13 protein-coding genes are annotated in these 14,851 nt (G+C 53.4%); 9 read left to right on the top strand and 4 right to left on the bottom strand.

The window, feature by feature from the left end:
• Nucleotides 1–9: 9 nt before the first annotated feature.
• The 7 genes from AB1287_RS02210 (at nucleotide 10) to AB1287_RS02180 (ending at nucleotide 7,473) form a co-directional block, all read left to right on the top strand.
• Nucleotides 10–774 (top strand): SDR family NAD(P)-dependent oxidoreductase, encoded by a 765-nt coding sequence (locus AB1287_RS02210; protein ID WP_435616819.1) that lies wholly within the window; start codon nucleotides 10–12, stop codon nucleotides 772–774.
• Between the two features lie 14 nt (nucleotides 775–788).
• Nucleotides 789–1,991 (top strand): MFS transporter, encoded by a 1,203-nt coding sequence (locus AB1287_RS02205; protein WP_435616818.1) that lies wholly within the window; start codon nucleotides 789–791, stop codon nucleotides 1,989–1,991.
• Nucleotides 1,988–2,728, top strand: a complete 741-nt coding sequence (locus AB1287_RS02200) for an alpha/beta fold hydrolase (RefSeq protein WP_435616817.1) — start codon at nucleotides 1,988–1,990, stop codon at nucleotides 2,726–2,728. The genes AB1287_RS02205 and AB1287_RS02200 overlap by 4 nt, the downstream gene beginning before the upstream one ends.
• On the top strand, nucleotides 2,710–3,492 hold the full coding sequence (locus AB1287_RS02195) for an HpcH/HpaI aldolase family protein (RefSeq protein ID WP_312624734.1): 783 nt from the start codon (nucleotides 2,710–2,712) through the stop codon (nucleotides 3,490–3,492). The genes AB1287_RS02200 and AB1287_RS02195 overlap by 19 nt, the downstream gene beginning before the upstream one ends.
• Nucleotides 3,493–3,506: 14 nt before the next feature.
• Entirely contained in the window at nucleotides 3,507–4,691 is a 1,185-nt protein-coding gene (locus AB1287_RS02190; RefSeq protein WP_435616816.1) for a cupin, read from the top strand.
• Nucleotides 4,692–4,867: 176 nt separating this feature from the next.
• Nucleotides 4,868–6,265 (top strand): NAD(P)/FAD-dependent oxidoreductase, encoded by a 1,398-nt coding sequence (locus AB1287_RS02185; RefSeq protein ID WP_435616815.1) that lies wholly within the window; start codon nucleotides 4,868–4,870, stop codon nucleotides 6,263–6,265.
• Nucleotides 6,262–7,473: an NAD(P)/FAD-dependent oxidoreductase gene (locus tag AB1287_RS02180; protein WP_435616814.1), complete on the top strand. Its 1,212-nt coding sequence runs from the start codon at nucleotides 6,262–6,264 to the stop codon at nucleotides 7,471–7,473. The genes AB1287_RS02185 and AB1287_RS02180 overlap by 4 nt, the downstream gene beginning before the upstream one ends.
• An 83-nt stretch (nucleotides 7,474–7,556) precedes the next feature.
• On the opposite strand, the gene AB1287_RS02175 is transcribed toward AB1287_RS02180, so the two are convergent.
• From AB1287_RS02175 to AB1287_RS02165, 3 genes are read right to left on the bottom strand one after another with little or no spacing between them, the layout of a single operon-like run.
• On the bottom strand, nucleotides 7,557–7,919 hold the full coding sequence (locus AB1287_RS02175; protein WP_435616813.1) for a DUF1937 family protein: 363 nt from the start codon (nucleotides 7,917–7,919) through the stop codon (nucleotides 7,557–7,559).
• Nucleotides 7,920–7,978: 59 nt separating this feature from the next.
• Nucleotides 7,979–9,205, bottom strand: a complete 1,227-nt coding sequence (gene eutH / locus AB1287_RS02170; protein ID WP_435616812.1) for an ethanolamine utilization protein EutH — start codon at nucleotides 9,203–9,205, stop codon at nucleotides 7,979–7,981.
• A 9-nt stretch (nucleotides 9,206–9,214) separates the two neighbouring features.
• Entirely contained in the window at nucleotides 9,215–10,657 is a 1,443-nt protein-coding gene (locus tag AB1287_RS02165) for a glycerol kinase (protein ID WP_435616811.1), read from the bottom strand.
• Between the two features lie 282 nt (nucleotides 10,658–10,939).
• Here AB1287_RS02165 and AB1287_RS02160 point away from each other — a divergent pair, with 282 nt between their 5' ends.
• A complete protein-coding gene (locus tag AB1287_RS02160) occupies nucleotides 10,940–11,725 on the top strand; it encodes a DeoR/GlpR family DNA-binding transcription regulator (protein WP_312624726.1) in 786 nt (261 codons plus the stop codon).
• A 76-nt stretch (nucleotides 11,726–11,801) separates the two neighbouring features.
• Here AB1287_RS02160 and AB1287_RS02155 read toward each other — a convergent pair whose 3' ends face one another.
• Complete coding sequence (locus AB1287_RS02155) at nucleotides 11,802–13,043, bottom strand: MFS transporter (protein ID WP_435616810.1); 1,242 nt, start codon at nucleotides 13,041–13,043, stop codon at nucleotides 11,802–11,804.
• Between the two features lie 496 nt (nucleotides 13,044–13,539).
• Between AB1287_RS02155 and AB1287_RS02150 the strand changes: the two genes are divergently transcribed.
• On the top strand, nucleotides 13,540–14,766 hold the full coding sequence (locus AB1287_RS02150; protein ID WP_435616809.1) for an ester cyclase: 1,227 nt from the start codon (nucleotides 13,540–13,542) through the stop codon (nucleotides 14,764–14,766).
• Nucleotides 14,767–14,851: the final 85 nt, after the last annotated feature.

The following is a 14,851-nucleotide window of genomic DNA, read 5'->3' as shown; positions in this document are numbered from 1 at the left end:
GAAGTAACTATGTCGTTGCCAAAAACCCCGAGTTTTCGTCTGGATGGAAAACGCGCTTTAGTGACAGGAGGCTCGCGCGGCATAGGATTTGCCGCCGGGCTGGCGTTGGCCGAGGCTGGCGCTGAAGTGTGGATTGCTGCACGAGATCGCGCCCAGTTGGATCTCGCGGTGAGTACGGCCAGGGAGGCAGGTCTGCAGCTCCATTCGGTAGCGGTTGATATCACCCAGCCTGCCGACGTCCAGCACGCACTCGAACAATTACCGGCGTTGGATATTCTGATCAACAGCGCCGGGCTGGCACGGCATCAGCACTTCACCGAGGTGAATCGTGAAGATTACGACGCGGTGATGGACGTCAACGTGCGCGCCACGTTCTTTGTATCTCAGCAGGTGGTGCGCAAGATGCAAGACGCTGGAATTCATGGATCTATCGTGCACATCTCGTCACAAATGGGCCACGTGGGCGGCACGATGCGCAGTGTCTACTGCGCTTCGAAATTTGCTCTGGAGGGCATGACCCGCGCCATGGCGATTGAACTTGGCCCCTGCGGCATTCGCGTCAATACCCTATGCCCGACCTTCATCGAAACCGAGCTTTCGCGCATCTCACTGGCTGACCCGGCTTTCCATCAGCAAGTTCTGAGTAACATCAAACTGGGGAGATTAGGACAGTTGGAAGATGTGATGGGGCCGGTGGTTTTCCTTGTTTCACCGGCCTCAGCGCTGATCACCGGCACCGCATTAATGGTCGATGGTGGCTGGACCGCGTCCTGAATCTGGAGGTAATTATGTCGCTGAAAATCTTACGTCGTGACGTCGTGCTGTTCTTTATTATCAGTTTGCTTTTTTTTGTGAGCATTCATGCATTTGATCCGTTTTTAGCGCCCTATATCACGTCGCTGAATGTCGAAGCGCGAACCATGGGGGTGATTATCGGGGCTACCGGGCTGGCGTCGATGCTGCTGCGATTCCCCACAGGGATACTCTCAGATAAGTTTCACAACCGTAAATGCATCATTCAAATTGGCCTGCTGTTCACCATTTTGTCGTGGCCGATGGTCTTTATACACCCGACGGCTGAAACGCTGTTTATCGCCAAGCTTGCCGATGGTGTCACCAGCGCTACGTGGGTGATTTACAACGTGATGTTTGTGGCGTTTTTCCCGCCGCTGGAGGCGGCAGCGGCCATCGCGTTGCTGAGTGTCACCTCGCCGGTCGGCACCTTTATTGGTATCACGCTTGCCGGTTTTATGGCGCGCCACTTTGGCCCGCAGTCGAGTTTCCTGGTAGCGTCGATGGCCGCGACGCTGGCGCTGGTTCTGACCTTCTTTATTCGCGAACGTCGACCAGAAAGGGCGCGGAAAGAGGCGGCCCAATCGGCAGTACGCAGCCAACTGACGGATAAATCCGTCTGGTATCTCGGCGGCCTGTGCGCAGTGGTGATGATGGTGCCGTTCGCCACGCGAGACACCCTGACGCCCCTGCTGGCAGAAGGTTTTGGTATGGCATCGGCTTCGCTGGCGACACTGAGCAGTATCCACCTGGTCTTTTACGCACTGTCTACCGCGCTCTGCGCCCCGGTGTTTTACCGCCGACTCGGGTTAGCGAAAACGGCGATGATTGGCGGCGTGCTGCAGGGAGTCATTGCCATGGCGATGCCTTACGCGCCCAACATTATGGTGCTGTATGGTTTGCAGGCGCTGGCCGGGGTGGCTTTCGGTATGATCCTCACCGTGCTCAACTCGCTGATTGTGACTCATACTCCCGTCTGGCAGCAGTCAACCCGCGTCGGGTTATATCAAAGCGTCTACTCCGCCGGCATTTTCTTCGGGCCAGTAATGGTGGGCTACATCAAATACTACTTTGCGATTAAGCAGGGTTTTCTGGTGGTCGGCATTATCTCCATTATCTCTATCTTGTTGATCCAACAAATAATTCGTATGGTGGAAGCTCGCCGCGAACCTGAACCTGACGCTGCGCCCGCTCTATGATGCAACCTATCAGCAATGTTTCTGTTCCGTTAATTCTGCTTGGCGGCACCCTGTGCGACGAGCAACTCTGGCAGCCGATGCTGGCGCAACTTAACGTCAGCAGCGTGCACTGTTTCACGCTGCAGGGGGATGATTCGGCTAAAGCCGCGGCTGAACGCCTGCTGGCGGTTTTACCTGCTCGATTCTGCCTGTGCGGCTTCTCACTGGGAGCGATGGTGGCGTTGGAAATACAGTCCATCGCGCCGGCTCGTGTCGCCGGGTTGGCGCTGATTTCCGTCAATCCGTTTGCTGACCGCCCCGAAAATGCCCCCATCAGGCGAGCCGCCGTGGCGCAAGCCAGAGTGCAGGGGATGGGGACGTTTATCGCCGAGCAGCTCTGGCCGCGTTATGTCGCCCGCCAGCGGCAATCGGATACTGCATTGCAGCAGCGGATTATGGCGATGGCGCAACGCAGCGGTGTCGAGGTGTTTGCCGCGCAAACGGAAATCGCCATTAGCCGCGTGGACCATCGGGAATCACTGGGGAGTCTCAAGGTTCCTGTCTTGATTCTCAGTGGGGAAGAAGACCCGATTTGCACGACTGAACATCATCGCGCGGTGCAGCAGGCCGCACCTTTGGCACATTGGAAAGTATTGCCTTCGGTGGGCCATTTTGTGCCGCTCGAGGCAGCGCAAGATACAGCCACCGCCTTACATTCATGGATAAACGAGGTTTTTTTATGCGACTCAACCCGCTAAAACAGCGCAAGCAACCCATCATCAACGGCTGGCTGGCCATTCCAGGCAGCTACAGTGCTGAAATCGTCGGCCATCACGGTTATGACTCGGTTACGGTTGATATGCAACACGGCATGATTGACTTCGCCTCAGCATTGACCATGCTTCAGGCTTTGTCCTCCACGCCCGCTACGCCAATCGCTCGCGTGTCGCACAACGACGGCGCGTTGATCATGCAACTGCTTGATGCGGGAGCTTACGGCATCATCTGCCCGATGGTCTCCAGCGCCGAGGAGGCCCGTCGTTTTGTCGCTGCCTGCCGCTACCCGCCACTGGGGAATCGCTCCTTTGGGCCAGCCCGGGCCTTGCTCTATGGCGGCAAAGATTACCCGCAGCACGCCAATGAGCAGATCCTGACGCTGGCGATGATTGAAACGCGCGACGGGTTGAAAAATCTCGACGCCATTCTGGAAGTGGACGGGCTGGACGGCATTTTCATTGGCCCTAACGACCTTTCCCTGACGCTGACCGGCACGGCCAGTGCCGAGTCACAGCATCCAGACATGTTGGCGGCGATAGAGTACGTTCTGGATCGCACGCGCGCCGCCAAAAAAATCGCCGGGATCTTCTGCACCTCTGGTAAGGCTGCGGCAGACCGTATTGCGCAAGGTTTCACTCTGGTCACTCCCGCGAACGATGTCATGCAACTTTCTCAGGCTGGACGTGATGCCGTAGCACAGGCCCGCGGCGAAATCCCTCCAGCCCGTTCCGGTTCCGGCTATTAATGGATGGAAAACTTATGAAAAACACGATTCTGACTACCGAAGAAGCCCGTAAACGTCTGGTTACGCCAGAAGATATGGTGTCGTGCAGCGTGGCTTTTATTGACTGTAAACTGCCGGGGTCGAACCTCAAGCAGAACTACTCCTTTATCGGGCCTGGCGTGACCCAATCCTCTGAGCAGGTGATCAATATCCCTTTGCCGCACGGTTTTAATATTGGCGCAGCGGCGATGCCAAAGGGCGTGACTAACAACCTGCACCTGCACTTCACGGCGGAAGTTTTCTTGATTCACGAGGGAAGCTGGCGGTTCCGCTGGGGGGCAAACGGCGAAAATGAGGCGACATTTAGCGCACCGACTATTTTGTCTATTCCTACGTGGATTTTCCGTGGCTTTACCAACGCTTCCCCGACGGACACCAACGGCTGGGTGTTCACCGTGCTTGGCGGAGACAATACCGGCGGCATCATCTGGCACCCGTCGGTCATGCAGGCCGCGAAGGAATATGGGTTGTACCTCAGCCGCGACAACATGCTGATTGATACCGAAAAGGGCGAGGCGATCCCGGATGAAGCACAGCTGATGCCGGAACTGGCGCAATCTTACATTGATTCTCTGACGCACTATTCACCGCAGCAGATGGCCGAATTTGCTGTGACCGGCGAACAGCGCGTGTGGTCTTCCCAGGGCTTGCTGGATGCTATTCTGTCCGGCCACGGGGCCGAAATTGCGCCGGTAATTGGCTTTGGTATCAGCCAGGATCGCAATAATCAGCCGAAGATTATTCGCCCGCATGGCTTCTCTGTGGAGTGGCTGAAGCTGGCGGCGGGCGGCAAGATAGGGCGCCATCGCTGCGAGCAGGTGCAGGTCATCATGGTATTCAAAGGGACTTTGGAGGTGACTTTTAACCGGGATGGCGAAGAAGTGGTGCTGGTGGCACCGGAGCGTTCTGTTATCTCGATTCCAGAGAACAGCTGGCGGCAGTATCGTACCCTGGAAGGCGAGTGCGAAGTCACGCTCACTACTCGTGGCGATCAGCGCAAAGCACTTTACTGGGATGAAGACATTATTGCGGCGGCCGAGCAGAAGGGCTGGGTGCTGGATCCTGATGGCTACATTGCCTCCGCCGATGTCCTGCCTCTGACGGCACGCAAAGTGGCGATAAACGCCCATCATGCCTATCTGGCTCGCCTCGACAAGTAGCCCAGCTGGCGTTGTTCCGTGCTTCTCCAAAAGCCACCTGCATTGCAGGTGGCTTTTTTGTTTCTGTAATTTTAATTTCCATCTGTGGTTTTTATGTTGTTTTTTTATTGTTAATGTTGTTTTTGATGTTGTTTTGTGGTGACATTAGGTCATCATTCAGGCATGGGCTAATTTCTATGGAGCAGAAGACTCAGGATTTTGATGTCGTCATCATTGGTGGCGGAGTTATTGGTTGTGCGGTTTTTCGCCGTTTCACGCTAATGGGGGCACGCACACTGTTGCTGGAGAAGGGCGAAGATATCCTCTCTGGTGCCAGCAAAGCGAACAGCGCCATTCTTCATACCGGCTTTGACGCCCCGCCGGGCAGCCTTGAGCTGGCTTGCATGCAGGCAGGTTATGCCGAATACAAAGCCATTCACCAAAAAATGAACCTGCCGCTGCTGGAAACCGGTGCCATCGTGGTGGCGTGGAATGACGAGCAGTTAGCGGCGCTGCCGGGCATCATTCAGCAGGCACATGAAAATGGTGTTTTGGATGTTCGCCAGCTGTCCTCAGAAGAGGTTTACCAGCGTGAACCCCATCTGGCAGCAGGGGCTCTGGGCGGCGTTATCGTCCCCGGCGAAGGGATTATTGACCCCTGGAGCAGCCCGCTGGCTTACATGACCCAAGCCGTGAAGCACGGTGGACAGTATCGTTTTAACGCCGAGGTGCTGGGTGCCGAATTCAATGATGGTCAGTGGGCGCTGCGAACCCAGAGTGCGTTGTATCGCGCGGCGTTAGTCATCAACTGCGCGGGAAATCATGGCGACCATGTCGATGCGCTGTGGCATACGCCGGAGTTTGAAATCAAACCGCGCAAAGGCCAATTTTTAGTGTTCGACAAACCGGCCTCCGCGCAAATCAATGCCATTATCCTGCCCGTGCCCACGGCACGCAGTAAGGGCGTTTTGCTGTCGAAAACCATCTTTGGCAATCTGTTACTCGGGCCTACGGCGGAGGAGCAGGTCGACCGCGATCGCGCGGAGGTCAACGAAGAGGTACTGAAATCGCTGATTGCTCAGGGGAAGCGCATCCTGCCTTCTCTGACCGACTACAGCGTGACTGCCACCTATGCCGGGTTGCGCCCGGCGACTGAGCTGAAAGAGTACCGAATTTGCCCTTATCCCGAGAAACAGTGGATCACCGTCGGTGGCATTCGCTCCACCGGGCTGACTGCCGCGCTAGGTATTGCCAGCCATCTGGAAACTCAGTACCTCCAGCGTTTCCCCGCCCTGTTTGCTCTGACGCCGCCTGCCGTATTGGAATGGCCGACGATGCCGATGCTGTCGGAATACTCGCCGCGCGACTACACCTGTTCTGGCAATGGGGGCGTGGTTTGCCACTGTGAATTGGTTACGCGGCGCGAGCTTGAGGCGGCGTTTGATTCTGCTGTTCCTCCGGGCTGTATTGGCGGGTTGCGCCGCCGCACACGGGTCATGATGGGGCGCTGCAACGGATTTTTCTGTAGCAACAATGTGGCTGAGATCATCGGCGAGCGGATGGACAACACGCTGATCACGGGGCAGGTAAAATGAGCAAGTTGTATGACGTTATTATCATTGGCGCAGGTCCGGCCGGGCTGGGCGTGGCGCGAGCATTGCAAGACGCTGGCGTGAAAGACGTGCTGCTGGTCGAGCGAGAAAGTCAGCCGGGCGGGGTGCCAAAGCATTGCCGTCACCCGACCTTTGGTTTGCAGACCTTTTGGCGGCCAATGAAAGGGCATACCTGGGCCAAAAAGCTGCTGGAATATGTGCACTATCCGATTCGGACTGCCACCACGGTGACCGCCTTGCTACCCGATGGGCAGATCGAAATCTCGTCAGATGGCGGCATAGAGACCCTGCGGGCGCGGAAAATCGTATTGGCGACGGGGGTCCGGGAAACGCCACGTCACCCAAGGTTGGTCAGCGGTGTTCGCCCGCAAGGTGTGCTGACGGCGGGTGCATTGCAGCAATTCGTCTATCTGCGTGGGCTTAAGCCCGGCAACCATCCGGTGATTGTTGGCACGGAGCTGGTGAGCTTCTCCGCCATCTGGACGCTGAGAAGCGCAGGAGTACGCGCCGTGGCGATGGTTGAAGAGGGCCCGCGCCCCACGGCCTGGCGTCTCTGTTTACTGTTCGCCAAATTGCTTAATGTACCGGTTTACCTGAACAGCCACGTATCGCGCATTGTCGGCAGCGGGCGGGTTGAAGGAATTGAGATATCGGGCAAGGGCACCCAGCAAACATTGGCCTGCGATAGTGTGATTTTCACCGGCAAATTTACCGGCGAATATACTCTGGTGCGAAAAAGCCATTTGGCGTTCGACGCTACCACCGGGCGGCCACTGTTTGATCAGCACGGCGCCTGCTCGGATGCCAATTATTACGCCGTTGGTAACATGACTCACCCCGCCGATATGGGCGACCAGTGTTACCAGGAAGGGATACGCATTGGCGCGACTATCGCCCATTCGTTGCAGTCCGTGCGCGACACGTCGACATTCGTGGCGGTACAGCACGACGAGGTGATCCGCATTTCGGCCCCGAGCGTAGTACGCCTTGATGATACTGACAGCAAAGCCACCTTTAACATTCGCGTGCAGCGCCCGGTGAAGGGAGACGTGGTGGTGCGTGATGGCGATAAGGAGCTGTATCGCCGCCGTTATCGCTGCATGCCTGAACGCCGTATTATGCTTAAGGACATTGATATGAGTGGCGTGACGGAACACAGCGCACTGCGTATTTCAATCGAAGCCAGATAAAGTGAATTTATCTGTAAGCAAAAGGGGCCATTGGCCCCTTTTTCCATTTATTCAATTCAATAAATTCAGTTCAAACAATTCACTCAGCTATTAACAAACTCATTCTGGCTTTCTGACCACAGACTCACGCGCTGCCCACGCTGTTTGAAGAAGGCAATTTCGCGCTGAATTCCCACGCTTTTATCCCAGCCCGGCAGGTCAATAATGATGAGCTCTTCCATGGCGTCCATGAACAGAGCGTCAACGGGCGCCCAGCGTTTGCCAACTTCGCTTTTCTCTGTGTGCTGAAAAGCCAGATTAATGGGGTGGGACATGGTGACCTGGCTGAAAACGGCATTACCTGACTCAATAATGGCTGCCGCTACCTGATTACAGGCTTCAAAACGCTGATTGACGACATTGGCATCAGCGTGGCTATAAGGGCAGGCTAGAAAAATCTTTCTCATGAGGTGTCGGCTCCATATTTATAGGGGGAGTAGTGATGTAAAGAGAGAATCGAGGCCATTCAGGCGATCAGATCTTCTGCGGGTTCGGGCGGTGCGGTGTCTGCTTCCAGCTGCTCGGCAGCTGGCACGGAAATTACGATGGCGATGCCAATGGCGAGGACTCCCGCAAAGAACTTACCTGCCATGATGGGGATCACCAAAGAAGGCTGGAAATTAGCCGTGAACGCCAGATGGTCGCCCAGGGTGGCCTGCGCGCAGATGCCAAAGGCGATGCATAACACTTTGTCTCTGGCGCGCATCTCGCGAAACAGGTGGTAAACGGCAATGATATTGGCCAGAACCATGATAAGCCCCAGCACGCCAGCGTCGGTCAGACGAAGAGTTTTCCCGATATAACGCATTGGTTTCTGGCAGTATTTTTGGAACAGGAAGCAAATCGGGAAGGTGCCTGCCAGCATGATGCCAATGTAACCGGCGATTTCGATTGAACGGTATAAGCTTTTTTCGTCGGCAAACAGCGGGTCGAAAATCCAGCCACTAAACAGCCGCGAAAACACCCCCGTAAAGTGTTCGATGATGCAAAGCGCGAGGACGATTTTGATAAAAGCGTCTATCAGCTTGCCGAAAATAAGGAAAGCGTTAACCATGAGAATCGGCCAATATTTTAGACCAATCGCCAGAATGAAACAGAAAGCAAACAGCGGAGCCAGCAGTTTAAGCGCGGTGAAGAAATCGATAGTGAGCGCGTAATTGATGGACGACGTGGTGGATATAATCTCCCTGACCGGCACGTTATAAAAGGTGATGGCCATCAGGGAAATCAGCACACCAAACGGGATGCTAATCAGCCCAGCCATTGCCCCCAATGCCAGGTACTTATGGTCGGCTTTCTTGAGCATAATCAGCCCAACGGGGATGAGATATACAATGCTGGCACCGGAGGTATAGCCCACCAGCATGGCGGTGATCCACATATCCCGGTTGGCAGACAGCGCGTTCGCCAGCTGGTATCCTCCCATATCGACGGCAATCACCGACAGCGCCGCGATGGCGGCATTTGACCCCATAGCCTGAAACAGCGGCCCCACGGTTTGCATGATGAGGTGGGTCAGCAGGGGGAGCGCCGCCATGATGCCCGCTTGCGCTAAAAACACCGGGCCGATGGAGTGAATGCCGTTGACGAACTCACGGCCAAGCCCGCTTTCGGGGCGTACCACTGACGCGAATGCCCCCAGTAGCGTGCCCGCCATGATGATATAGATAATGAAATTGCCGATTTCCGACATCGTTCCCCCTTATTCCTGACGCAAATTACGGGCGCGGGAAATGATGTCCTGATAGCGCAGGAACAGGTGCGACAGGTCATTTCCCAAGGGTTTAATCACTTCGTACTGGCTGTTGATTTTTAATTCGCGCTCAACCCCTAAGCCCCGGCGCGCCAGCATTGCTACGCCCTGAGCCGTCATCTCTTTGTTGCTCGGGGTAACAATGTTTTTTTGCAGTAAATTGGCCAGGAATTGCTTGAAATAGAGATTGGTTGCCAGCCCGCCATCGACTGAAATTGACTTGCCCACCAGCCCGACTTTTTCCATAGCGGCAATGACTTCGGCGGAGCGAACGGCAATGCCTTCCAGAATGGATTGCAGCATATCTTTGCGTTCGGTTTCCAGAGACAGGCCCGCCCAAAGGCCCGCGGCGGAGCGATCCCAATAGGGGCAACCCAGCCCCGATAACGCCGGAACAAAGGCCAGCCCGCGTGAGATGGCAGGCTCTGTAGGGAAATCGCTGAACTCTTCGATATCGGTAAACAGGCCGATTTTCCGCGCCCAGTTAATGGCGGAAGCGGCATTGTAAACCCCGCCGTCAAGCCCATAGACCGGGGCTTCGCCTGGCATTTTCCAGCACAGCGTGGGCAGCAGCCCGGAGTCTTTTGGGTCAGGAATTTGATGCCCGGTAATGGATTGCAGGAACGCGCCAGTGCCAAAGGTGATTTTCATCTGGCCCGCAGACAGGCAGCCGTGACCATAAGTGCCAGCGAATTGGTCCACGATGCAGGCAGTCAGCGGCATGGTGTTGCCATTAAGGGTGACATCGCCAAAGTGACCGACGTTATCTTTGACTTTCGGCAGCGCATCAATCGGCACGCCGAACAGGCGGCACAGTTCTTCGTCCCATTTCAGCGTATGAATGTTAAACAATGAGGTGCGCGAAGCAGAGTTGTAGTCGGTCGCATGTTCGCCGCACAGGTGAAACAGGAAGAATGCATCCATGGTACCAAGGCGCAGGCGCCCCTGCCTGGACAAGGACTCCGCACCCGGTACATTGCGCATGATCCAGCCCAATTTGCTGGCTGAGAAATAGGTGTCCAGGGGCAGGCCAGAGCGGGCTTTGACCATCTCTTCCACGCCGTCGTGCTTCAGGGCGCGGACGACGTTTTCAGTGCGCTGATCTTGCCAGATAATGGCATTGTAGAGGGGCTGCCCGCTGCGTGAATCCCACGCGACGACGCTCTCCCCTTGATGCGCCAGGCCAATAGCGTCAACCACGTTGCAACTGCCGAGGCAATTGCGGATGTTACGCAGAATTTCAAGGGGATCGTGCTCAACCCAGCCTGGATTGGGTGTGATTTGTTTATGGGAAACGCTGGCGGGTGAGTGGTGCTTTCCGTCTTCAGAAAAGACCACCACGCGTGTCCCGGTTGTTCCCTGGTCAATAGCGGCATAACGCTGGTTCAACATAGCTTTCTCACTTGATGGTGTGATTTAATTGTTGTTTGTGTGTTGTTTTTATGTTGAAAATCACATAAAAGTCACATAAAGGCAACATAAAGGCGTGGCGCAGCGACAATTTGTGACTAAGATCACTTTTACGAGGTGTTTTAATTTGTCCGGACAGGATAAGTGTTACACAAAAGGATAAGGACGTTTATGCTGGTAATGTATAATTGCCATGCTGGAAAATATGCTGGGCATTTCTCTATGTCCTGCCTTGAGAAAAAATAAAGCGATCAGGAAACATAAATGAATACTGAAGTCGTCAGCTCTTCGGAGAGAAGAGCCATCATTCTGGAAAAACTAAAAAGTAATGGTCAAGTTTTTGTGAATGAGCTTGCTGACATATTTCAGGTTTCTCAGGAAACGATAAGGCGCGATTTGAATAGACTGGAAGAGCAGCGCCTAATAAAGAAAATCCACGGTGGGGCGGTCAGCAGCCAATTTGCTTTCGAAATGGAGTTCAATGAGCGCGCAAAAATTGCGGCGTCAGAGAAAAAAGCCATTGCCCGTAGCGCGGTAACACTGTTTAAACCCGGCGATTCGCTTTTCGTCGACTTCGGGAGTACCACACTGGAATTTACCCGCCAACTGGTTGAAGTCAATGAGCTAACCGTCATTACCAATTCGCCACTCATCGCCAATGTGCTGCATGAAAATGACACCATAAAAACCATTTTGATAGGCGGCGAGTTCATCAGCTCAAAATTTGAATGTGTCGGTGCCATTGCTCTGGAAAACATCAAACGCTTCTTTGTGGATTATGCCGTGATAGGCGCCGGGGCAGTCCATGCGGAGGTGGGCGTGATGGACCAGGACATCAATGAAGCCTCAGTCGCCCGGCAAATGATTGAAAATAGCAGCCGCACGGTCGTTCTGGCGGATGGGCACAAGCTGCATAACCACGCGACCACGCTGGTCAGCGGTTGGGAGAAAATTCACTACCTTTTTACCACCAATGAAGGCGCTTCTGCCAAAAAAGGCAGGTTCCCAGCCAATGTGCGCGTGACCTTCGCTAAGGCCGACGCGGAGTAATCATCCGGTTTTTTGCCCCCAGGTGAAAATGGCCGCGGTGTGTTCCACCACGGCCATTATTATTTTCCACTGACTGTTAAGCCCTTTTTTCTGCTCCAATTTCAATGGTGTAGCGCGGCGTCCTCTGTTGAACCAGCCTTGCCGCCAGGGCAATCAGCAGAGCGGCAATGCAGGACAGGGCCGCAATCAGCATATACCCCGCCTGCATGCTGAAGTATTTCAACATGACCCCCATCAGTACCGGCCCCCAGAACATTCCCGTCGAGTAGATAGTCTGGAACAGCCCCATCCGTGCGGTTTGCTCTTCAGGGGTGGTATTGACCACGCTGAGTGACATCATGACGGCGAAAGCCATGCCAAACGAAAAGCCTGCCAGTGCCTGAAAGGCGAAAATCGCCACATAGTTTTGCGTCATGGGAATACCCAGTGCGGCAATAGCTTGTAGCAGAGAACCCATCACCGCCGTTTTGACTAACCCCAAACGCGGATAGAAGAAGGCGCTGCACAGCGCGACGGCCAGTGCATAGAACAACAAATGAAGGTTGCTCAGCGCGGCGATCAAAATGCCCTTATTGCCCAGCTTCAGCATATAAATCGGCGTCAGAGTATCGCGCGTGGCGAAAGGCACCAGTAGCACAATCGCGCACAATATCCCCACCAGCCAAATGGTGCGATCGGTCAGCTGACCCCATGCACTTTTGAAGCAGTCTTCCAGTCTGGATTTTACCGGAGTTTCGATATGTTCCTTTAAGAACAAAGAGATAAGTAGCGCCGCCAAGGCCGCAATGCTTGGGATCAAGAAGCCAAGATTTGGCGGGAAGTTCTGCACGATGATGCCACACAGCGTATTTCCTAAAAAAACGCCGACAGGGCTTGCGAGTGCCAGCAGAGCAACAGCCGCCGGGGCTTCATGCTTACTGAAATAGCGAATAAACATGATGTTATAAAGCACCCAGGTCGCGGAGGCGATGCCCGATGAGGTTTTGGCGATATAGAGGGTTATATCATTGGTATGGATATAGGCAATAGGCCACATAATCATCGGCAATATAAGACTAAGCTGGATAAAAATCTTGCGGTTATGCAATGTCCCCGACACCACACTCAATGGGAAACGTAATAACACCGTCGCCAGACCTGTGGCTCCCATAATTAAACCAATAATTTCAGGTGGGATATCATGTTGCACCATATAGGAAGCAAGAAATGCATCATAACCATTAATGCAGATAAAAAATAACAAGCTCATTATAAAGAAAAGGTAAATTTCCCGGCGGGTGAATAATTGTTTAAACATATTCGCATCCTGATTTGTCATTATGCCCATTAGAACGAATCTTTTATAAAAACCCCTCAGTCATAGCGGGCAATGTTGCAGGTAATACTCATCTTATTTTATTCATACCGGCCGCCTCTCTATTGTCTCTCATGCCGTCCCTGCCGATAGTTCACAATTCACAACAACAAAACAACATGATAACAACAATTATTAATGATAAAAACAACAAAATGCAACACATAAGTCACATTTTAGGGCAAAAAACAACCTGGTGGGGAGTGGGTTTGGAAAAATGATCGTATCAACAACCCTCGATTTCCTTAGTGTGAGTTGGATCACCAAAACCATTTTGATTGTGATAATTATGTTGATTTAAGTTGTTTTTAACGTAAAAGCTTTACTTAAACAACACGTAGTCAACAAATGGTCAACGTGTGGTTAAGCCGTAAGCAGGCTGAGAATTGAAAGAGTCGATGTAGATAATCGCTTGAAAGACAACTGTTAATCACACCAGAAACCAATTGAAGAGGGTACGATGAACAAACCACAGGTAGTCAACGATATCAGCGAAAGCAAAGGCACTCATGATGTAAAAGCCGATAATAAAAATGAAAATCAAATGGATAAGAAAATATCACCTTCTTCGTTGAACCGTTTGCCAAGACAGCTGGACGCGCAGCATATGCCGTCTGATTTCAACATCTCCTGGGACAGCTATAAACGCGGCGGCACAGATAAGTTTCTGGCTCAGGCTCCGTCTCACCTGCATCGCCACCCAATGCGCGGGTTTGACAAAGAGTACGTCAACATCATCGATTACATTATCCGTATCACCCATCGCATCTGGGAAGAAGGAGATATCGGCTACATCTACGACACCTACAGCCATGACTGTAATGTGTGGGATGATGTGGGTTTGCACGTTGGGCGTGACCGAGTGGTGGCAGGTACCGCGCGTACCCTCAATGCTTATCCGGATATTCGCATCTTAGGGGATGAAGTGATTTGGGCCGGGGACGAAAATGTGGGCTTTCACTCGTCCCATCGCAGCTACATCATGGGCACTAACACCGGTTTCAGTGAGTTTGGCGCACCGACCAACAAACCGGTTCGTTTTATGTGTATCGCTAACTGCGTGATGCTGGAAAATGAAATCTTCTATGAGCACGTGATGCACAACACCGCCAGCCTGATTCAGCAGCTCGGTCTGAATGTGTTTGATGTGGCACGCGACATGATGACTAAACATGGTGAAAACCCGCTGGCGCGTGATTTTGGGGCGAGTGAGCCTTTCCGCGTTCCAGGGCAGGGCAAACCCGCCATGCTGCCAATGCCACAGGGCAATAAGCTGGATGTTCGCGCCTTCATTGAAGCCTTTTATCAGAACGTCTGGAACCGCAGAATGCTGCGTTCTCTGACTGATTTCTGCTCGCCGAATATTGCCTATCAGGGGCCAACGGAGCGCGTGTACCAGGGGCTGGGCAACTACAAGTCGTGGATTTTGTCTCTGCTGTCGATGTTCCCGGACCTGACCTTTTCGGTTGATGATGTTTACTGGATGGGCAATGACCAGAGTGGCTATTTGGTTTCTACTCGCTGGAGTGCCCAGGGCACCCACCTGGGTAACGGGATTTATGGCAAACCTACTGGCAAAGAAGTGCATTTGGTGGGGATTAGCCAATACCGTATTCAGGGCGGGGTGATCCAGCAAGAGTGGTCAATCTTCAATGAGTTCGGCATGATCACTCAATTAGTTTCCTGATTATTGGGTTTACCAGGGGCGCGCCGTCGCCCCTTTATCACGTCTGTAATTACTGTTATTCAGCCTGTCTGCTTACGTTTCGGTG

Origin of the sequence: Scandinavium sp. UTDF21-P1B (genome assembly GCF_040750395.1) — a bacterium.
Lineage (GTDB): Bacteria > Pseudomonadota > Gammaproteobacteria > Enterobacterales > Enterobacteriaceae > Scandinavium.
This window is presented reverse-complemented; position numbering and strand designations above follow the sequence as displayed.

Bases quoted from the DNA above. Each gene is read 5' to 3' on its own strand.
- AB1287_RS02175 (WP_435616813.1), bottom strand. From the start codon at position 7,919: ATGAGAAAGATTTTTCTAGCCTGCCCTTATAGCCACGCTGATGCCAAT.
- AB1287_RS02195 (WP_312624734.1), top strand. From the start codon at position 2,710: ATGCGACTCAACCCGCTAAAACAGCGCAAGCAACCCATCATCAACGGC.
- AB1287_RS02155 (WP_435616810.1), bottom strand. From the start codon at position 13,043: ATGACAAATCAGGATGCGAATATGTTTAAACAATTATTCACCCGCCGG.
- AB1287_RS02185 (WP_435616815.1), top strand. From the start codon at position 4,868: ATGGAGCAGAAGACTCAGGATTTTGATGTCGTCATCATTGGTGGCGGA.
- AB1287_RS02150 (WP_435616809.1), top strand. From the start codon at position 13,540: ATGAACAAACCACAGGTAGTCAACGATATCAGCGAAAGCAAAGGCACT.
- eutH (WP_435616812.1), bottom strand. From the start codon at position 9,205: ATGTCGGAAATCGGCAATTTCATTATCTATATCATCATGGCGGGCACG.
- AB1287_RS02210 (WP_435616819.1), top strand. From the start codon at position 10: ATGTCGTTGCCAAAAACCCCGAGTTTTCGTCTGGATGGAAAACGCGCT.
- AB1287_RS02190 (WP_435616816.1), top strand. From the start codon at position 3,507: ATGAAAAACACGATTCTGACTACCGAAGAAGCCCGTAAACGTCTGGTT.
- AB1287_RS02165 (WP_435616811.1), bottom strand. From the start codon at position 10,657: ATGTTGAACCAGCGTTATGCCGCTATTGACCAGGGAACAACCGGGACA.
- AB1287_RS02205 (WP_435616818.1), top strand. From the start codon at position 789: ATGTCGCTGAAAATCTTACGTCGTGACGTCGTGCTGTTCTTTATTATC.
- AB1287_RS02160 (WP_312624726.1), top strand. From the start codon at position 10,940: ATGAATACTGAAGTCGTCAGCTCTTCGGAGAGAAGAGCCATCATTCTG.
- AB1287_RS02180 (WP_435616814.1), top strand. From the start codon at position 6,262: ATGAGCAAGTTGTATGACGTTATTATCATTGGCGCAGGTCCGGCCGGG.
- AB1287_RS02200 (WP_435616817.1), top strand. From the start codon at position 1,988: ATGATGCAACCTATCAGCAATGTTTCTGTTCCGTTAATTCTGCTTGGC.